Origin of the sequence: Blautia sp. SC05B48, from assembly GCF_005848555.1 — a bacterium.
Classification (GTDB): Bacteria; Bacillota; Clostridia; order Lachnospirales; family Lachnospiraceae; genus Blautia_A.
The window spans coordinates 2,104,459-2,125,009 of sequence record NZ_CP040518.1 but is presented as its reverse complement, the minus strand read 5'-3'; the positions used below and the strand labels follow the sequence as shown (position 1 = coordinate 2,125,009).

16 protein-coding genes and 1 pseudogene are annotated in these 20,551 nt (G+C 45.4%); 2 read left to right on the top strand and 15 right to left on the bottom strand.

From position 1 onward, the window contains the following. Window positions 1–12 precede the first annotated feature (12 nt). Together EYS05_RS18195 and EYS05_RS09735 are read right to left on the bottom strand one after the other, a co-directional pair. Window positions 13–741 carry a hypothetical protein gene (locus EYS05_RS18195; protein ID WP_330575420.1) on the bottom strand — a complete coding sequence of 243 codons (729 nt, stop codon included), beginning with the start codon at window positions 739–741 and terminating at the stop codon, window positions 13–15. After that, the gene (locus EYS05_RS09735; protein ID WP_015526039.1) at window positions 719–1,747 is read right to left on the bottom strand and encodes a sugar ABC transporter substrate-binding protein; all 1,029 of its coding nucleotides are present in this window, start codon (window positions 1,745–1,747) and stop codon (window positions 719–721) included. Before EYS05_RS09735 ends, EYS05_RS18195 begins: the two co-directional genes overlap by 23 nt. Before the next feature lie 141 nt (window positions 1,748–1,888). On the opposite strand from EYS05_RS09735, the gene EYS05_RS09730 reads away from it, so the two are divergent. Continuing rightward, window positions 1,889–2,473: a TetR/AcrR family transcriptional regulator gene (locus tag EYS05_RS09730; RefSeq protein WP_015526040.1), complete on the top strand. Its 585-nt coding sequence runs from the start codon at window positions 1,889–1,891 to the stop codon at window positions 2,471–2,473. A 157-nt stretch (window positions 2,474–2,630) separates the two neighbouring features. Further along, window positions 2,631–4,595, top strand: coding sequence for an oleate hydratase (locus EYS05_RS09725; protein ID WP_138277089.1), 1,965 nt, complete (start codon window positions 2,631–2,633; stop codon window positions 4,593–4,595). 145 nt (window positions 4,596–4,740) lie between these two features. On the opposite strand, the gene larE is transcribed toward EYS05_RS09725, so the two are convergent. The 13 genes and pseudogenes from larE to EYS05_RS09660 all read right to left on the bottom strand — a co-directional run bounded on the left by larE (window position 4,741) and on the right by EYS05_RS09660 (window position 20,296). Beyond that, window positions 4,741–5,568: an ATP-dependent sacrificial sulfur transferase LarE gene (larE, locus tag EYS05_RS09720; RefSeq protein WP_138277088.1), complete on the bottom strand. Its 828-nt coding sequence runs from the start codon at window positions 5,566–5,568 to the stop codon at window positions 4,741–4,743. A 66-nt stretch (window positions 5,569–5,634) separates the two neighbouring features. After that, window positions 5,635–6,435, bottom strand: coding sequence for an MBL fold metallo-hydrolase (locus tag EYS05_RS09715; RefSeq protein WP_118513226.1), 801 nt, complete (start codon window positions 6,433–6,435; stop codon window positions 5,635–5,637). Between the two features lie 174 nt (window positions 6,436–6,609). Then, window positions 6,610–6,954 (bottom strand): annotated as a pseudogene (locus EYS05_RS09710) (Uma2 family endonuclease); the annotation flags it as partial. 45 nt (window positions 6,955–6,999) lie between these two features. Further along, window positions 7,000–7,359 carry an inorganic diphosphatase gene (locus EYS05_RS09705; protein ID WP_227752229.1) on the bottom strand — a complete coding sequence of 120 codons (360 nt, stop codon included), beginning with the start codon at window positions 7,357–7,359 and terminating at the stop codon, window positions 7,000–7,002. A gap of 102 nt (window positions 7,360–7,461) precedes the next feature. Next, on the bottom strand, window positions 7,462–9,066 hold the full coding sequence (locus EYS05_RS09700; RefSeq protein ID WP_118513227.1) for a xylulokinase: 1,605 nt from the start codon (window positions 9,064–9,066) through the stop codon (window positions 7,462–7,464). A gap of 18 nt (window positions 9,067–9,084) precedes the next feature. After that, a complete protein-coding gene (gene araA / locus EYS05_RS09695) occupies window positions 9,085–10,584 on the bottom strand; it encodes an L-arabinose isomerase (RefSeq protein WP_138277086.1) in 1,500 nt (499 codons plus the stop codon). A 177-nt stretch (window positions 10,585–10,761) separates the two neighbouring features. Next, complete coding sequence (locus EYS05_RS09690; RefSeq protein WP_138277085.1) at window positions 10,762–11,856, bottom strand: GntR family transcriptional regulator; 1,095 nt, start codon at window positions 11,854–11,856, stop codon at window positions 10,762–10,764. A gap of 267 nt (window positions 11,857–12,123) precedes the next feature. Further along, window positions 12,124–13,449, bottom strand: a complete 1,326-nt coding sequence (locus tag EYS05_RS09685) for an alpha-glucosidase/alpha-galactosidase (protein ID WP_118752814.1) — start codon at window positions 13,447–13,449, stop codon at window positions 12,124–12,126. A 264-nt stretch (window positions 13,450–13,713) separates the two neighbouring features. After that, window positions 13,714–14,634, bottom strand: coding sequence for an AraC family transcriptional regulator (locus EYS05_RS09680; RefSeq protein WP_138277084.1), 921 nt, complete (start codon window positions 14,632–14,634; stop codon window positions 13,714–13,716). Window positions 14,635–14,784: 150 nt separating this feature from the next. Further along, window positions 14,785–17,004 carry an alpha-galactosidase gene (locus EYS05_RS09675; RefSeq protein ID WP_138277083.1) on the bottom strand — a complete coding sequence of 740 codons (2,220 nt, stop codon included), beginning with the start codon at window positions 17,002–17,004 and terminating at the stop codon, window positions 14,785–14,787. Window positions 17,005–17,185: 181 nt separating this feature from the next. Continuing rightward, window positions 17,186–18,025: a carbohydrate ABC transporter permease gene (locus EYS05_RS09670; protein WP_021650444.1), complete on the bottom strand. Its 840-nt coding sequence runs from the start codon at window positions 18,023–18,025 to the stop codon at window positions 17,186–17,188. A 15-nt stretch (window positions 18,026–18,040) separates the two neighbouring features. After that, window positions 18,041–18,943, bottom strand: coding sequence for a carbohydrate ABC transporter permease (locus EYS05_RS09665; protein ID WP_015526053.1), 903 nt, complete (start codon window positions 18,941–18,943; stop codon window positions 18,041–18,043). A gap of 99 nt (window positions 18,944–19,042) precedes the next feature. After that, entirely contained in the window at window positions 19,043–20,296 is a 1,254-nt protein-coding gene (locus tag EYS05_RS09660) for an ABC transporter substrate-binding protein (protein ID WP_059086771.1), read from the bottom strand. Between the last annotated feature and the right edge of the window lie 255 nt (window positions 20,297–20,551).

Sequence of the window (20,551 nt, the reverse complement as noted above, 5' to 3'; positions counted from 1 at the left end):
TAAAGGCTCTTGTTACCGTTCCAAGCTCATCCCTGGAATCTGCTGGGGCATCTTTACATTAAAATTCCCCTGACCTACCAGCTGTGCAGTTTCTGCCATATTAGTCAGCGGCAGGAACATCTCCCTTGTTGCCATGATCAGAAGGAACATTCCACAGATCACCACCAGAAGCATGATCATCATATTACTGATCTCCAGATATCTCATAACCGCCCGGAGAGCTGCATAAGTCTGGGAATTTTCTTTAAAAAGCTGCTTGTTCAGCTCATCCATAGAACTCTGGATATAACTGTAAAGCTCCAGACTTTCATCATATTCCTGCTTATATTTCTCCACATTCCTGCCTCTCTTGGCAGCTACAGTTCCTGCGGTACAGGAAAGATATGATTCCGACATCTTACGTATCTTCTTCTCCAGAAGTTTTACGGAATCATCAATATTCCGTTCATTTAACTTCTCCAGCTCCTGCCTGTATTTCGCCTCATTCTGATAATAATCCATCAGTGCCTGAGAGTTTTTTAACTTCAGATACTGGTACATACTGTCCTGCACATCGTCAAAAACCTGCCCAAGCTCTGTGATCTGGGCATTGCTGGCATACACATCATCCATCTCCTGCATGGAGTTGTTGATCCGCGCATAAAACAACATGTTGATGCTGAACAGTAAAACTGCCAGCACGCCAACCTCGATCATGATCTTGCTTACAAGAGAAAAGTCACTCCAACGGATCTTTTTCATCTGTGACTGCCTCCCTCCTCATCTTCTTCACTGCTGTTCTGTCAAGAAAATTAATGTCTACGTTGTAGAAAGAATTGGTTCTTCCATCTTCTATATAGCTGGTAACTGCCTCCACACTGTACTGTCCCAGCTGGGTCGTGTCCACATCACAGGTAACTGAAATAACACCTTTTTCAACTGCCGCCAGAATATCCTCAGATGTATAATAACCAATGATCTTCACTTTTCCTGCAAGGTTGAAATCCAGAATTGCCTGTCTTGCACACTCCGTTGTCTCCTCATCCATACACACAAGGATATCCGGAACATTCCGCTTCTGCTGAAAAATATCAGTAACTGCCTCCTCTGTTTCAAAGGTTCCTGTTGACAGAAGATTCCTTCCCTTGATCTCAATATCCTCAGACCCAGCTGCCATCTTCACCGCATTGCTGATCTGAGTGTATATCTGACTTTCGTTCATATCATCAATATCCCGTTTCTGCAGGATCAGGATCTTCTTCGTGTTCTCATCCACGTATTTGGCAACAATTTCCCCGTAAGCCATGCCAAGCTGATAATCGCTGACTCCCACAAAGCTCTGGCGGCGGCTGTGCACCGCATCACTCATGACTGTAACCACCGGTATTCCGTTTCTTACTGCAGTATTGATTGCTTCTTCCAGACCGGCTTCTCCATTATACTGCAGGATAATACCATCCGCCTTGGCCGCAATGCTCATATTCATATAATCAAGTTTATCATAGGATGTTCCTCTGTCCGGCCCCATGATCTCAAGCAGTACATTATTCTGAGCTGCTTTTTTCTTCGCACTGTCATATACTGCCTGCCAGAACTGGGAATCGGGGCTGTCCACGATCATGTCGTACTGGTATTTATATATTTTCTCTTCCTGTTTATCCAACCCTGCTTTTTCACTGATTCCTCTGTAATAGGATTCTCCTGTCACATAAGTAAGTACTATCACGGCAGCAAAGATCAGCAGGATACAAACTGATTTTTTCTTCATAGTACACTCCGTTCTGTTCCGCAAAATATTCCAGATCCAGTTTATCATAATTTCACAGAAAAGTCACTGTTTAACATGGATTTTCTGTGCACTTTCATGTTATATTAATAACTATAACCTTGCCAAAGGAGGCCGCAAGACATGACAAACGCAACCAAGCTTGCCCTGGAAGAATCCCTGAAACATCTGCTTCTTAAGAAGCCTTTAGATAAGATCACCATCAACGACCTGACTACGGACTGCGGGATCAGCCGCATGACTTTTTACTATCATTTCAAAGATATCTATGATCTTGTGGAGTGGTGCTGTCTGGAAGATGCCAGAATTGCCCTTCAGGGCAAAAAAACCTCTTCCACATGGCATGAAGGGCTTCTGCAGATCTTTGATGCCGTGATGGAAAACAAGCCGTTTATCTTAAATGTATACCGCTGCGTGGGGCGGGAACAGATCGAGAATTATCTGTTCCAGCTTACCTGCGATCTTCTTATGGGCGTGGTAACAGAAAAATCAAAAGATATCCCCATCACGGATGAACAGAAAATTTTTATCGCAGATCTGTATAAATACAGCTTTGTAGGGATCATGCTGGACTGGATCAAAAACGGCATGCGCGAAGATTATCGCGAAATCGCAGATGATACCGCAACCGCACTGTACGGAAGCATCGACAACGCCATCCGCAATTTTGCCGCCAGAAACAAAACAGCAGAAATGCATACAGAATAAAAACTTATCAAAACAGACATAATGATAAAAAACTGAACACTTTCGGTATTTTGTAAATAGAATCTTTTTTCCGGATGGGCTATCATAGCCTCAACAGCAACAAAGAACAGTTAATCCGATACAAACAGGTATCTCATTTACGAAAGGTGGATGTCATATGTCAGATAAAAAAGGATTCATGGGACTTGCAGCACTTGCGGCAGCCGGAGCAGGCGCGGCCATGCTGATGAAAAAAACAAGAGAGATCAACGAAGAGGAAAACCTCCATGTGAAAGAAACTACTGCAAACTACCGCAACACCGAGCGTGGAAAGCATGATAAAAACAGCAAAGGGATTTATTATTCCAACGGTAACTACGAAGCCTTTGCCCGTCCGGAAAAACCGGAAGGTGTGGACGACAAGCATGCCTACATTGTAGGAAGCGGTCTTGCTTCCCTGGCTGCTGCATGCTTCCTGGTAAGAGACGCACAGATGCCAGGTGATCATATCCACATCCTGGAAGCCATGGATATTGCCGGCGGTGCCTGCGATGGAATCTTTGATCCGTCCAGAGGCTATATCATGCGTGGCGGTCGTGAGATGGAAAACCATTTCGAGTGCCTGTGGGATCTTTTCCGCAGTATTCCTTCTCTTGAAAAACCGGGTGCTTCTGTTCTGGACGAATTCTACTGGCTGAACAAGCACGACCCGAACTATTCTCTCTGCCGTGCAACCGTCAACCGTGGACAGGATGCCCATACCGACGGAAAATTTAACCTGAGCCAGAAGGGTTGCATGGAGATCATGAAGCTGTTTATGACAAAGGATGAGGATCTTTACGATAAAACCATCGAAGATGTATTTGATGATGAAGTGTTTGATTCCACCTTCTGGCTGTACTGGAGGACCATGTTCGCATTTGAAAACTGGCACAGTGCTCTGGAAATGAAGCTTTACTTCCAGCGTTTTATCCACCACATTGCAGGTCTTCCGGATTTCAGCGCCCTGAAATTCACCAAGTACAACCAATACGAATCCCTGATCCTTCCCATGAAAAAATATCTGGAGGATGCAGGTGTTGACTTCCAGTTTAATACTGAGGTCACAAACGTGATCTTTAATTTTAAAGATGGCAAAAAGATCGCCACTGCTATCGAATGCAAGGTAAAAGATGTGGAGCAGGGCATCCTTCTTACAGAAAATGATTATGTTTTCGTCACTAACGGAAGCTGTACAGAGGGCACGATCTACGGCGACCAGAACCACGCACCAAACGGTGATGCAGAGGTACGCACCAGTGGTGTATGGTCTCTGTGGAAAAATATCGCAGCTCAGGATCCTTCCTTCGGACATCCGGAAAAGTTCTGCTCAGACATTTCCAGAACAAACTGGGAATCCGCTACTGTCACCACTCTGGATGACCGTATTATCCCTTATATCACCAATATCAGCCAGCGTGACCCACGTACCGGCAAGGTTGTTACCGGTGGTATCGTAAGCTGCCAGGATTCCAAATGGCTCTTAAGCTGGACCATCAACCGTCAGGGACAGTTCAAAGAGCAGGATCCGAAGAAGGTCTGTGTATGGGTTTACGGATTGTTCACAGATGTTCCCGGTGATTATATCAAGAAGCCGATGAAGGATTGTACCGGTAAGGAAATTACCGCCGAGTGGCTGTACCACCTGGGTGTTCCGGTAGATCAGATCGACGATATGGCAGAAAACAGCGCTGTCTGCGTTCCGACCATGATGCCGTACATCACCGCCTTCTTCATGCCGCGTACCAAAGGTGACCGCCCGGATGTTATCCCGGATGGCTGTGTAAATTTTGCATTCCTGGGACAGTTTGCGGAAACTCCTCGTGATACCGTATTCACAACAGAGTATTCCGTACGTACTGCAATGGAGGCTGTATACGGACTTTTCGGTGTAGACCGTGGAGTTCCGGAAGTATGGGGAAGCGTTTACGATATCCGTGAGCTTCTGGACAGCAGTGTGAAACTGATGGACGGAAAATCCCCGCTGGAGATCCAGCTGCCAGGGCCGCTGAATGCACTGAAGAAACCACTTCTGAATGTTGTGAAGGGTACTGTGGTTGAGAAAGTACTGCGGGATCATGATGTGCTGAAAGATTATATGTAAGATATACAGCCTGCCAGGCAGATATTCTCAATCCGAAAATTAAGATTTGAACACAGTAACGGAGCCTCCGGTTCTATTCTTGCAGCAATCCCCCGGAAATACTTCTCGCGCGGTATTTCCGGGGGATTATTTTATTTTCTGATACTTATTTTCCCAGTGTTTCATTCATACTTCCGGAACGGAAGCCCTGAAGATCCAGAGTCACGTAAGAAAATCCCAATGTGTGGAATTTCTCTGTGATCTTTGTTCTTGTTTCATTATCTGCAATTTTCAGGATCTCTTCTGCCGGAACCTCGATCCTGGCCATGGTTCCATGGATACGGACGCGGAACTGACGGAATCCCAGATCCATCAGAAACTGCTCCGCCTGATCTACCATGTGAAGCTTCTCCTCGGTAATGGTCTCCCCATACACAAACCTGGAAGCCAGACAGGCAAAAGACGGCTTGTTCCAGGTTGGAAGATTCATGTCTTTTGACAGCTCCCGGATCTCTTCTTTATAGAGTCCGGCTTCCTGAAGGGGACTTCGCACACCAAGTTCCTGGATGGCCCGGCGGCCGGGACGGTAGTCGCCCAGATCATCCATGTTGGAACCTTCCGCAAGCACATTGATGTTGTTCTTTTTCGCTACTTCCCATAATCTGGTAAAAATGCCTTTTTTGCAGATGTAGCAGCGATCCGGAGGATTCTGGCGAAATCCCGGAATCTCAAATTCATTAAGCTTGCATATCTCCTGATGAATGTGATTTTCCCTGCAGAAATCCTCGGTTTCTTTCCTCTCTCTTTCTGTAAAGGAGCAGGGGCATGCAGTGATGGCTATGGCCTTATCGCCAAGTGTCTCCTGTGCCACCTTCAAAAGAAAGGTAGAATCCACTCCGCCGGAAAAAGCCACGGCTACACTCTCCAGGGAGCGGAGGATTTCCTGAAGCTTCTGATATTTTTTTTCAAGGGTGATTCGGTCTGTTACTGGCATATGTTCTGTCACCTCAAAACCGGGAATGCCACCACAGTCTCATTCCCGGTCCTTTATCTATATTTCTTACATTTCGATCACATCAAGATCATCCGGAATAAACAGATTTCCGTGATAATACTCTCTGCCTTCTGCTCCGTAAAGCTCTTTACGTTTCTTAATGTTCTTATCCTCTGTGTGATACAGGACAAGATTCTTAACTCCAAGGTTCTCAGCCAGCTCACTGGCATCCTTAACTGTGGAGTGGTGTTTCTCATAAGGATTGAAGATATCACGCTGTCCATACAGACAGAATGCTTCGTGGAACATCCAGTCGCTGCCTTTTGCGTATTTCTCCTCACATTCATTGTATGGCTCGTCTCCGCAGCAGGTAAGTACCTTACCACCGTCATAGATCATCTGGAAACCGAACTGTTTCGCCTTGGTGGAACCGATATCAAAGAAGGTCACTTTCTTATTAAGAATTGTTTTTTCCTCGCCATCTTTTACCTCGATCAGATGAAGTCTGTCACCGATGTACTGTGTCTCCTTCTTATTCAGAAGCTTAAATGCCATGTCTTTCAGAAGTCCGATCACTTCGTCATGTGCATAGATATTTGCCTCGCCCTGATAAGTGCCTTTTTTCATGTTCTGGCAGATGATGCGGATCACCCACACGATTCCCATGATATGGTCTACGTGCTTATGTGTAACAAAGATCTCATGAACATCCATCAGATCAATGCCTGCTTTTTTCAGCTGGGAAAGCACCGTATTTCCGCCGCCTCCGTCAACCAGAAAATGGCCGTACTCATCGCTGAGTACAAAGCAGGTATTGTAACACTCTGTTACCAGTGCGTTACCGGTTCCAAGCATGGTTAATTTCATTGTATTCTCCTCCTGTATAGCCCTGGTCATCAAACATTTTGCCACCCATCATTCTGTTCTCTGACCGGCTGCCTCTGATCGTATTACAGACACATATACAACCGTTTAATTTTTTTGTTTTTTAATTTTTTCTGTGTTTTTCGTGTCCAATGATAACATTACGGAGAAATATTTTCAATAAAATCCATTCATTTTCATAGCAGAAAAATCAATCCACAGATCTTCATAAATTCCTGCTTTCACAGAGTCCTGTAATGTATATGGTTCCGAGGTTCCATGTTCAAAATTATATACCAGAACAAGATTCTTATCCGGATCTACCAGCCAGTATTCTCTTACTCCGGCAGTTCGATATTTAAACAGTTTCGTATAATAATCCATCTGCTTACTGGAAGGAGATACAATTTCCACGATCCAGTCCGGTGCTCCCTTGCACCCTCTATCATCCAGTTTATCTGCATCGCAAATAACAGAAATATCCGGTTCAACGTAGGTATTTGATTTTTCATTCAAAAACAGGAGCAGGCACATGGCATACCATGTCTGCTCCTGTTTTTAATTTTCTTATTCCAACATTTCTATCTCTGTCTCAAAATACTGCTCCTGAAACCGTACCTGTTCCATGATCTCCCTGGCTGTCATATTCATATCTTCCGGGACCGCCACCCATTTGTCTTCCACATCACTGAGACGATGGATGATGGCAATCACTTTTCCTGTAAATTCTTTTACAGGGTGATCAATGCCAAGAACGTAGACGTCCTGTTCCTCTCCGTCCGGGGCGATGATTCCTTCAATGTAACCATAATTTACCGGATAAAAAAGATCTTTGTGTTCCGGATGGCAGGTGTTCATGGGCCGGTCGATCACCACATGCACCATCTGGCCGGATGCCGGTTTCTTTTCACGGTCACTCTCGTTCATTTATTTTTCCTCTCTGGACACATCTCAGAAATTCGCCAGATATTTCCATCTGTTTTTCTTCGTATCCGAAACAAACCTTCTGATTTCCGTGCATCCTGTATTTTACCAGATTTTGGATTCCACAGCAGCTCTCTCGATGCCAAGCCCTTTCATATACCGGTCCATAAAGGCGTTAAATCCTTTTACGCCCTCTTCCTCCGGCGCAAGGGTGCTGCCCTCATTTCCCTTAAATACATTCTCATCCAGGAAATCCGCAAGCTCCTCGCCGTCTTTTTTATTAATGAGATAGGAAGCCAGAAGTGCGATTCCCCAGGCTCCGCCTTCTCCTGCCGTAGACATTACAGATACCGGTGCGTTCACTGCATCTGCAAGGATCTGCTGTCCCACACCTTTTGTCTTAAAGAGACCGCCATGTCCCAGAAGCTTGTCGATCTTTACCTGTTCCTGATTCAGAAGGATATCCAGACCTACACGCATGGCGCCGAGGCAGGTGTAAAGATTATTTCGCATAAAGTTTGCCAGTGTAAATTTGCTCTCAGGAGAACGTACAAACAGTGGACGTCCCTCTTCAAAGCCGGTCATATGCTCACCGGAGAAATAGCAGTAGGAAAGAAGTCCGCCACAGTCCGGGTCGCCTTCCATGGCTTTGTTATAAAGAGTTCCGAACAGTTTGTTCATATCTACTTCCATGCCCATAGCTTCTGCAAATTCCTTGAAAACATTCACCCATGCGTTCAGATCAGAGGTGCAGTTGTTGGAATGTGCCATGGCAACCGGATCTCCGGCAGGCGTTGTGACCATATCGATCTCTTTATATGGTTTTGAAAGTGCTTTTTCCAGAACGATCATTGCGAAGACAGAGGTTCCGGCCGAAACATTTCCGGTACGCTGACGTACACTGTTTGTGGCAACCATACCGGTTCCTGCGTCTCCCTCAGGCGGGCACATAGGAATTCCGGCTTTCAGCTTTCCGCTTACATCCAGAAGCTTTGCACCTTCCTCAGTAAGAACTCCTGCATCCTGACCTGCCACCAGAGCTTTCGGCATAATATCGCGGAGTTTCCATGGATATCCATAAGGCGCAACCAGTTCATCGAACTTCTGCACCATCTCCTCGTTGTAGTCCTTCGTTTCACTGTCGATCGGGAACATACCTGCCGCATCACCGATACCAAGAACTCTTTTTCCGGTGAGTTTCCAGTGCACATAGGCCTCCAGAGTGGTGATGTAATCGATATCTTTTACATGCTCCTCACCTTTCAGGATTGCCTGGTACAGGTGTGCGATGCTCCATCTCTGAGGGATATTGTAATGGAAAAGCTCTGCCAGCTTCTCAGAAGCTTCTCCCGTGATATTGTTTCTCCAGGTGCGGAAAGGAACCATCAGCTCTCCCGCTTTATTAAAGGGCATATATCCGTGCATCATGGCACTGACACCGAAAGCACCTACGCTTGTCAGTTCCACGCCGTATTTCTCCCGGACATCTTTTGCCATATCCTGATAGCTGGCCTGAAGGCCCTTCCAGATCTCTTCCAGGCTGTAGGTCCAGATTCCGTCCACATACTGGTTCTCCCATCCGTAACCGCCGGATGCGATCGGCTGATTTTTGTCATCTACCAGAACTGCCTTGATCCTTGTGGAACCAAACTCAATACCAAGAGCTGTACGGTTCTCAAGAATGGCTGTTTTTGCCTCGTTTACTCCCATTTTAAAAAACCTCCCGTATTATTTGCTGAAATACATGCTGTTCCATCTCAGCTCATTCTGCAGATTCCGGATTGTTGTATCACCATCAATATAAACAGCTTCAATACCCATAGCTGCTGCCCAGTCGCCCATCTGCTCTGCGGTCAGATCATAGGTAAATGCAGTATGGTGTGCGCCGCCAGAAAGGATCCAGGCTTCTGCTGCCGTGGAAAGATCCGGCTTCGGTGTCCAGAACGCCGTACCTACCGGAAGTGCAGGCATTGGTTTCTCTGTCTTCTTGCACTCCACTTCATTGATCAGCAGGCGGAAACGATCGCCAAGGTCAACCAGGGATGTTGCGATTCCAGGGCCTGTCTTAGAAGTAAATACCAGTCTTGCAGGATCTTCACGATCTCCCATGGAAAGCGGGCACACACGCATGCTGACCTTTCCATCAGCAACGGATGGGCAAACCTCCAGCATATGTGCCTCAAGGATTCCCTCTTTACCAGGTACCAGATTATAAGTGTAATCCTCCATAAAGGAAGTGCCCTTGGCGTCCTTTTTGCCTGCTGCCATGATTTTCATCAGGCGAACCATAGCTGCTGTTTTCCAGTCACCCTCGCCACCGAAGCCATAGCCTTTTTCCATCAGTCGCTGGATCGCAAGTCCCGGAAGCTGCTTCAGGGATCCCAGATCACCGAAGTGTGTTACGATAGCCTGGTAGTTTTTTTCCTCAAGAAAGCGCTCAAAACCAATCTCAATTCCCGCCTGGACTGCTACATGCTTCTTAAATTCCTCAGGGTCACGTCCATCCAGAATCATATCATATTTATTATAATATTCTTCTACCAGAACATCAATATCTCCCTGGCTTACATCCTGAACATATTCTGCAATCTCATTAACCGGATAAGCATCGATCTCCCATCCGAATTTCATCTGAGCCTCAACCTTATCGCCCTCTGTTACGGCTACATTTCTCATGTTATCCGCAACACGGCATACACGAATATGGCTGCTTTCCATGATACCAACTGCAGTACGCATCCAGGATGCCAGACGCTCCTGGACCTTTTTGTCTGCCCAATGTCCTGCAATGACCTTACGCTCGATTCCCATTCGGGTTACCATATGGCCAAACTCACGTCCGCCGTGTGCGGACTGGTTCTCATTCATAAAGTCCATATCAATGGTGTCATAGGGAATCTCCACATTGAACTGTGTATGAAGGTGACACAGCGGTTTACGATACTCTTTGAGACCAAGAATCCAGGATTTTGCCGGGGAAAATGTATGCATCCATGCAATCACGCCGGCACAATTTTCATCTGCATTGGCATCATTAAAGGTTTTACGGATCAGCTCATTTGTGATCAGCGTTGGTTTCCATACAACCTCAAACGGAAGTACGCCGGATTTGTTCAGCTCCTCCACAATGATCTTAGAATGCTCGGCTACCTTGCGGAGACACTCATCTCCGTAAAGATCCTGTGAACCTGTGCAAAACCAGAATTTGTAATCTCTTCCTGTTTTCATGCGAAAAATCCTCCTTAAAATAAAATTAATATCATATGCATAACATTCCTGAAAATCTTCTGCCCAGTTCTGCTGCCAATATGTGTCCGATCTTCTAAAATGTTATAGGATTCTCTGTAAGCTACATCGCTTCATTCTCTAATAAAACAATCTGATAAAACAGTTATGTATCTGTGCTCACGCCCCTGCTTTCACGCTACTGCCCCGTATGATCAGTTCCGGCCGGATCAGCCGTTCCACTGTACTTTCTTCATCAGGCACGCCACTTAATTTTTCCAGGAGAAGCTTCGCCGCCATCTCCCCCAGTTTTTCCTGGGGATGGGTGATGGTGGTAATGCCCTGTCCCTGTCTTGCGTACAGTGAATTGTCATAGCCGGTCACTGCAACGTCTTCCGGGATCTTTTTGCCCTGACGTTCCAGTTCTTCCATGACCTGGACAGCGATCTGGTCGTTGTAACATACGATCCCATCCGGAAGACTGTTCTGTCGGACCATGTTCCGTACCATAAGAGCCGGCTTTTTTCGCCGGTCTTCGGTGTGAAACCAGACCACCTTATCCGGGTCATAGGCAATTCCATGCTCCTGCAAAGCCTTCACATAGCCCTTATGCCGTTCGATTCCCTGACGGTCATCTGCCTTGAAAAAACCTGCGATGTCACGTCTGCCGGAATCCAGGAGATGCTTTGTAACAAGATAACCGCCACCTGCATCATCCATGAGGATATGGGGTTTTTCCTGCATCTCTGTATACAGTCCCTGGATAAAAATATATGGGATCTGATATTTGTCCAGTGTTTCGTACAGACTTACATGTCTGCACAACAGCTCGCTTTTGCTGGGTTCAATGATCAGTCCGTCAATCCCCTTACTGATCAGCTCTTCCAGGAATCTTGCCTCCTTCTGACGACTGTTTCCTGTATTTTTGAGGATGATACTGTACCCATTATCGGACAGTACCTCATCAATCCCCTGGATCAGCCTGGGAAAAATATAATCCGAGATATATGTAGTTACCACTGCGATGTTTCCGGTCCCGTGGATCTGACGGAGTACATCCGCACAGAAGGTTCCTTTTCCCTGAAAGGATTCTATGTATCCATCTCCTGCCAGAATCCCCAGAGCCTTTCGCACCGTATGCCTGCTCAGCCCGTAGCGGACACTGAGCTGGTTTTCAGAAGGAAGCTGCTCACCCGGACGGATCTTTCCGGAAAGAATGTCTGTTTTCATTTCTTCCATCAGTGCATAATATTTTGCTTTTCCGTTTTCTGCCATAAGCTGCTCCCTTCGTTTGTATTATTCTTCCTTCAAACATCGGATGTAAAACGGATATTTATATTTTGATCTGTATTTATCCTGTTAATTTCATCTGTAATCATTTTATAACTTGTATATACATACGAACAAGTTGTTTTTATTATTTATCCAAAGTTCCATATAAAGAAAGACCGGAACACCCTCCCCATTCTGGTGTTCCGGCCTTTCTATGCTGCCTTGCATATTTATTTCAAAGTTTTTGCTGCCTTCCGATCATTTCCTGCCTTAGCGGTACATCTTCATATAATCCCCGTGTGCCTCGATCAGCTCATCACACATTGCCTGGATGTCTTTGATGTTCAGCTCTGCACCTGTGTGCGGGTCCATCATGGCTGCCTGATAGATTTTCTGGCGGTCTTTGGTCACTGCTGCCTCAATAGCAAGGAGCTGCGGGCTGATATTGGATGAATTCATAGCTGCCAGCTGTGTAGGAAGCTTGCCCACTTTTACCGGATGTACACCGGTTCCGTCGATATAGCATGGAACCTCTACGCAGGCATCTGACGGAAGGTTATCGATGTAACCGTTGTTAAGAACATTTCCACCGATCTTGTACGGTGTGTTTGTAACAACAGCCTCCATGATATAAGAAGCATACTCTTTACTTCTCTCATGGCCGATCTTGCCATCCTTGAGGATATCCTCGCGCTCTTTTTCCCAGCCCTCGATCTGTTTGATACATCTTCTCGGATATTCGTCAAGCGGAATATTGAACTCCTCGATCATCTCCGGATATTTGGATTTAATGAAGAACGGATTATACTCTGCATTGTGCTCACTGGACTCTGTGCAATAGTATCCAAGATGACGGATATACTCATAACGCACCATGTCCTCATGCTTCTCACCGGAGGTATTCTTCTCCTCGGCAATTCTGCGGATCTCCGGATACAGATCATTTCCGTCTTTGTCGTGGATCTCAAGGAGCCACGCCATGTGGTTGATACCTGCGATCAGCTCTGTACGTCCCTCAATCTTGTCTTCCATTCCCATTCCCTCAAGAAGCTTCTGGGAGCAGACCTGAACGCTGTGACAGAGGCCTACAGTACGGATCTTTGTAAAACGCTGCATATAGCCGGTAAGCATTGCCATAGGGTTGGAGTAGTTCAGGAACAGAGTGTTCGGGCAGACTTCTTCCATATCCCGGGCAAATTCTTCCAGAACCGGAATGGTACGAAGTGCACGCATGATTCCGCCGATTCCCAGGGTATCTGCGATTGTCTGTTTGATGCCGTATTTCTTCGGGATCTCAAAGTCTGTTACGGTGCATGGCTCATAGCCGCCTACCTGAATAGCATTGACTACGAAATCTGCATCTCGAAGTGCATCTTTACGGTTCTCTGCACCAAGATAGGTCTTGATCACTGCACGATCCTCGTTTACGTTGTGGTTGATGGCACTTAAGATAATTCTGGAATCCTCCAGCCTCTTCTCATCGATATCATAAAGTGCTATCTCGCTCTCGCGAAGTGCCGGTGTACACATACAGTCACCAAGTACATTTCTTGCAAAAACCGTGCTTCCTGCTCCCATAAATGTAATTTTGATCATGTTCGTTCCTCCTGCCTGTCTTTTTGGATTTTTCTGTGACAGATTTTTCTGTTCTTGGCAAAAATCCTGATTTTCTGCTGATTCTGCGGCGCAGCCCCGCCTCGTTATTATTATGGTTTTATGATACTACCGGAAGCATCTTTAAAATATGTACTTTGATGTCAATAATTGTTGTTTTGTTGCATGAAATATATCCTAATTCAGACAGAGAGTTGTTATTTTTTATCGCAAAGATCTGCCAGCAACAAAAGGTACTGCCAGTTATCAGGCCTCAGATTCCGTATAATCACCCTTCTTTCCATTCACTACAAGTCTTCTCTTTTCTTCCTTGTATTCTCTCGGACTTCTTCCTGTTCTTGCCTTGAATACCTTGGAAAAAGCCAGCGGATCTCCATACCCTACTCTTGCAGCTACTTCACTGACCTGAATATCTCCGTTTTTCAGAAGAGTTTTCGCCTTCTCAATGCGAAGATTCATAAGATATTCCTGCGGCGAGCATCCAAGGCTTTTTTTAAATGAACTGGTAAGATAGCTCCGGTTGACGCCAATGCGGTCTGCCAGCTCATTGATCTTCAGCCTCTTGTCAAAGTTGGCTGCAATGTAATCCACTGCATGCTCCACATAAACGGAATTTGGATATCTGTGGGATGGAAGAAGCTTGCCTTCTCTCAGACATGCATCCCGGTTATCTGTGATCAGGTCAGAAAAAAGAAGCAGCAGAAGTCCGTTTCGTTTCAGCTCATTTTCAAAAACGAGCTTGTTGGTCCGTACCATTGCATCAATATACTTCGCAGCATTTTCCATGCAGTGGATCCTTCGGACCGGATTTTCCCGGCTAAAACCACTTACATGAATTACTTCCTCGGCAATCATTCCCTCAAATCCTACCCAGCGGTACGTCCAGGGATCGTCCATGTCTGCCTCATACCAGGCCTCCACACTGGGTGGAATCAGAAATGCTTCTCCACCGGTCAGATGATACTGATAGCCATCCATCTCAAAAACTCCGCTTCCGGATTCCACGATATGAAGTACATGGGAGATCCTTTTATTTGGTCCAAATCGATATCCCGGATCACATTTTTCCCACCCACAGTAAGTAAGACAGAGATCCACCGCACCTTTCTTTAAATTCTCCAGACATTTATAGCTGTCTGAGTTTGTAAAACCAACTGTATGAAGCAACTTGCCACCTCCCTGATGTCATATATTACATTTCCGACCGTGCGCTGCTTCGCCACCCAATAACAGACCGCCATATCCGGCGGCCTGTTATTTTTCTGGTCAGGCGGATGTTTTTTCTGCAGATAATTTTTATTCCATCATTTACAGAAATCAGTCCTCTGCTTCAATTGTATACAATACAGAATGGAAATCACCGTTTGTCTTATTGCAGTAGTCACGATCAACCGGGATTCCTGCATACATCAGCTCATTTCCGTAAGCTTTCAGGCACTTATCTTCCCATTTTACTTTGTAAAGCTGATCCTCGTCAAGACCCTTGAAGCGCAAACGCATCCAGGAAGCATTGACCTTGTTCAGTCTTTCATAGTATCCGGCAACTGCCTGTTTTTTGTCTCTGGAAACAACCATCCATGCAGTATCATTTCCTTCGAACGGGCTTAAGATACGGTAGAAATCACCCTCCACCTGGATCAGGTCACGATGTTCCTTCATGAATTCCACCTGTGCCTTTACCTCTTCGATCTCTTTGGCACTTAAAAGGTTCAGATCCAGCTCATAGCCAAAGGTTCCGAAATATGCCACATTTGCTCTTGTGGAAAGCGGTGTGGTACGGTGCAGCTGATGATTCGGTACTGCTGATACATGAGATCCCATGCTGACGATCGGATAAACAAAGGAGGTACCGTACTGGATCTTTTCTCTCTCAGCTGCATCGGTATCATCACTGGTCCATGTCTGCGGTGCAAAATACAGCATTCCCGGATCAAATCTTGCTCCGCCGCTTGCGCAGGATTCAAAGAGGATATCCGGAAATCTCTCTGTCAGTCTTGTATACAGCTCATATACACCAAGGATATATTTATGCATAGTCTTGCCCTGATCTGCTGCAGATGCGCCGCGGCTGAAAGGCTCGGACATGTAGCGGTTCATATCCCATTTAATGTAGGAAATGGAAGATTCCTCGATAACCTTGGAGATGGAATCATAAATAAAATCCACAACCTCAGGTCTGGAAAAATCAAGAACATGCTGATGTCTTGAGTGGGACTCAAAACGGTCCGGTGCTCCGATGAGCCAGTCCGGATGTGCTCTGTAGCAGTCGCTGTTCTTGTTTACCATCTCAAGCTCTACCCAGAGGCCGAATTTCAGGCCCATCTCCTCGATCTTGCGGGAAAGTCCGGAAATTCCGTTTGGAAGCTTATTCTTATTTACAAACCAGTCGCCAAGGCCCTGGTAATCATCGTTTCTGGTTCCGAACCATCCGTCATCCAGAACGAAAAGCTCTACCCCAACCTCTTTGGCTTTTTTTGCAATATTGAGGATTTTTTCCTCATCAAAATCAAAATAGGTTGCCTCCCAGTTATTAAGAAGGATCGGGCGTGCATGATTTCTCCATTTTCCGCGCATCAGGCGGTCACGGTACAGTCTGTGGTAAGCCTGGCTCATTCCGTTTAAGCCCTTATCGCTGTATACCATAACGACCTCCGGAGTCTGGAATTCCTCATCTCTGGAAAGCTCCCAGGAAAATCCCTGTGGATTGATTCCCATCATAACTCGTGTCATCTCGTAGGTGGAAACCTCGACCTGTGCAAGGAAGTTGCCGCTGTACACAAAGCTGAAGCCGAAAACCTCGCCTGTATCTTCTGTTGTATGAGGACGCTTCAGCGCGATAAACGGATTCTGCTCAGAGCTGGAGCCGGTTCCTGCAAGACTCTGTACAGCCTGTGTACCCATCTCAAGTTTACGTGTTTTTACATAGCGCTCACGTGCCCACGCACCGGAAAGATGGATCATCTCATAATCCATATCCGGGAACTCCACTGCTGCACTCATCACGTTCTCAAGACGGATTTTCTGATCCCCTTTCTGAACAAGGCGTGCACTTCTGGTGACCACCGGGTAATCCTCATATACGGAATATGTAAGAACAAGTTCTGTGTCCATCACAGAATCATGAAGTGTAATGTCCAGAGATGTTGCCTCTTCCTCGTTCTCTGTGTAGGTTGCCGGAAGACCGGCAAGCTTCTTCTTGCCGCCGTAAATCTCATGAGAAACATATTTGAAATCTACGATCTCGCTTCCGTTCTCCTGACGAACAGTAAGGGCAGGATTTCTGTAATCACCGGTTCCGTAAACAGGATACTCCTGTTTGGTATACTGCATGGAAAGAAGTCCCGGTTCCGGAACGCATACAGCCATCAGGGAACGCATGATCTCCTCGTGAAGATAACTGAAATCCTCTTTATCGCGGATAGCTTTTCCATAGTACAGATTCTCCATCTGGCCATTTTCCATGATACAGGTGATGTAGCTTAAATGTTTGTTATAAATGTGGAATGTCTTTGATCCCTCGTGAAATTTGATCGGCATAATTTTCTCCTTTTTTTCGTTTACTGCGGATAAAAATATCCGCCTCTTTCCTTAAGAATCATCAAATAACTGTGCATTTTGGCATTTGCTTCGATAAAAATACCGCTGACAACATCAATAACCAAATCCTCAGTTATATACATTGTCAGCGGTCTTGTATTACCTTATGTAATATTTCTGATTACAGTTTTCCACCGCTGGTAGCAATACCTTCGATAAACTGTTTCTGGAAGATCATGTAGATCACGATCATCGGAATGCAGGCGATCAGAGATGCAGCCATCAATTCCGGGAATTTGGATACGTACTGGCCCTGCATCTTTGCAAGTGCGGAAGAAAGTACCAGCATATCCTTATCTGTATTAACGATCATCGGCCACATCAGATCTTTGAATGCGAATACAGCTGTGAAAATTCCAAGTGCAACCATACTGGATCTTGTAAGTGGTGCCATGATGTAAAGGAAGGTCTGACCGATGTTACATCCATCAAGTCTGGCAGCCTCCTCCAGATCCTTCGGCAGTCCCATGTATCCCTGTCTCAGAAGGAAGGTACCGAACGCAGTGACAATACCCGGGAATACAAGGGCAAAGATCGTATTCAGCATACCCATCTTGCTGACCATCAGGTACTGCGGGATGATGAAGATCTGTACCGGAACCATCATCTGGAACAGTACAAGACTGAAGCAGAGATCACGGCCCTTGAAGTTCAGTCGTCCAAATGCATAGCCTGCCATAGTTGCTGTAAGAACCGCACACACTACTCGGAAGAAGATCAGAAGCAGTGTATTCTTGTACAGAAGCAGGAAGTTCATGTTATTGATAACAGAAATAAATGCGTCTTTTCTCCATATTTTCGGGAAAATGGTGAAAGGATCTACAGATGTTGCTTCCGTTACAGTTTTAAAAGCTGTCAGGATCATCCAGATAAATGGCACAAGCATCGTTATGGACACAATGATCAGTATGACATGTATTAAAATAGTGGTTAATTTCTTTTTTGTTTCCATACTATCCATGGTTAATCCCCCTTTTTAGTTGTAGAATACCCATTTCTTCTGACCGATCATCTGGAATACTGTCAAGATCATGGTGATAATAAGAAGTACTACTACGATCGTAGCGCCGTATCCCATGTTCTTATTGATAAATGCATATTTATAGAACAGATAAACCAGTGACTGAGTCTTGGTAAGTGCCGGGTTTGACTTGTCAATAACCATATAGATCAGGTCGAATACCTGCAGGGATCCAATTACACGGGTAACAAGTACAAAGAAAATAGTTGGCGACAGAAGCGGAATCGTAATGCTGAAGAATGCATTCACACCTGTAGCTCCGTCAATCTCTGCCGCTTCATAATAATCTCTCGGAATTTCCTGAAGTCCTGCCAGAAAAAGAACCATATTGTAACCGATGATAGACCATACACCGATGATCGCAACGGAAAATACTGCAATTTTCGGATCAGAAACCCAGTTTACATGAACATGGAAAACGTTATTGATAAGACCATAATCAGAGTTGAACAGCCATCTCCATACCATGGCTACCGCTGCCGGAGCTGCTACCATCGGAAGGAAGATGATGGTTCTGTAAACAGAACGGCCCTTCATCTTTCTGTTAAGAAGTACTGCAAGAACAAGTGCGATGACAATGGAAAAAGGAACCTCCACGATCGCATATTTGAATGTGTTGATCAGTGCCTGCCAGATCTCTTTATCTGCAAAAACCTTCTGATAGTTCTGTAAACCGATAAAGATATTTCCTTTACCAAAATCTCCTGTTTTGAAAAAGCTCTGGTAAATAGTCTGGAAGATCGGAATGATGTTCAATACAATCAGTCCGATGGTTGTTGGGAGAATAAACAGCCAGCCCCAGAGGAACTCACTGCGCTCTCTCTTTGTCCGTGCCTGTGACTTGGTAGTTTTAGCCATAAGAATCACTCCTTCTATTCCTTCTATGTATGAGGCCGCTGCACCTGAGTGCGGCGGCCCCTCTCATTACTGCACTTAATTATCGGTGTTTCTTAATGCTTACTCCTCAGCCAGCTTCTCGTTCATCTGATCAGCCATCTGCTTGCAAGCCTCTTCCATTGTGATGTCGCCTGTGTATACGCCCTTAAGGATCTCGTTGTCCTCGTTCTCCCATGTTACAGTAGATTTGGAGTATGGACGGATCTCCATGTCATCCATCATGTTCAGATAAGCCTGAAGGTTGAAGTCTGCGGATTTAGCCCATGCATCAGATGTATCCTTGTATGCACTCATTGTAACACCAAGCTCAGCCTGTTTCTCCTGAGCCTCTTTGGATCCGAGGTACTCGATCAGCTGCCAAGCTTCGTCTGTGTGCTCACCGGAAGCAGATGCTGCCCATCCAAGTCCGTTATATAAGGAAGCTCTTCTGCCTGTCTCAGCGTTTTTAGGAAGCTCTACACAATCACAGTTAGCTGCTGTGTACTCGTTCTCTTTAAATGCTGCAAGCATCCAGGAGCCCTGGCATGTCATAGCGATCTTGCCAGCCTCGAAAAGTACGTCCTCGTTGTTCTCGGACATTGTCTCAAGAGACGGGATCACGCCATCCTTGATCCATCCTTCCAGTGTCTGCATAGCTGCGATCGTCTTCTCATCATCCCAGCCGGATTTTGTCTTGTCATCGCTGATGATGTATCCGCCGTTATCATAGATCAGGTTGTAGTATCCGGCCTGGTTGTTATCATTTCTCATTCCGAGACCGTACTGGGAACCATCATCCTTAGTAAGCTTCTTAGCTGCCTCTGTAACATCATCCCATGTCCAGTCAGCTGTCGGATAATCAAGTCCTGCCTCGTCAAATAATGTCTTGTTGTACCAGAGAGCGATTGTATCTATATCCTTCGGTACTGCATAATATTTATCATCGTATGTATACAGTCCCCAGATATCCTCCGGATAGTTCTCCGGATCGATCAGATCGCTGTCTTTGATCTTATCGGTCAGATCAAGAAGCATATCGTTGGACATGTATCTCTGACTCTCGTTGGAGTGCATCCAGAATACGTCCGGAAGGGAACCACCCTGTGCACCGGCCTCGAGCATTGTCCAGTACTCATCCCATTTAACAACGGAGATCTCTGTCTTGATTCCTGTCTTCTCTGTGAAGTCTGCAAGAATTTCTTTGATTCCCGGCTCCTGGTTGGTGTCCCAGATGGATACGGAAAGTGTAACATCGTCACCTTTTGCATATACCGGAACTGCTGTCATTACCATGGCACCTGCTAACAATAATGCTGCTACTCTTTTGAAATTCATAACTTCTTCCTCCTTTTAAATCTTTCTTATTTTCCCTCTTTCTTTGGTCAGTTTTTATATTTTTTCACGTCCCTGACCGTTGATATTATTATAATTGCACATGGAAAAATGATAAATGGATTATTGTCATTTCAATATGGAAAAATGTTACTTTTTATTCATTTTATCCATTTTTTGTTCATACTTAGTTAATTATTCGTCATTTTTACATGTTTTCTTTCATTTATTACATATATTTTCATTTTTTTCACTATT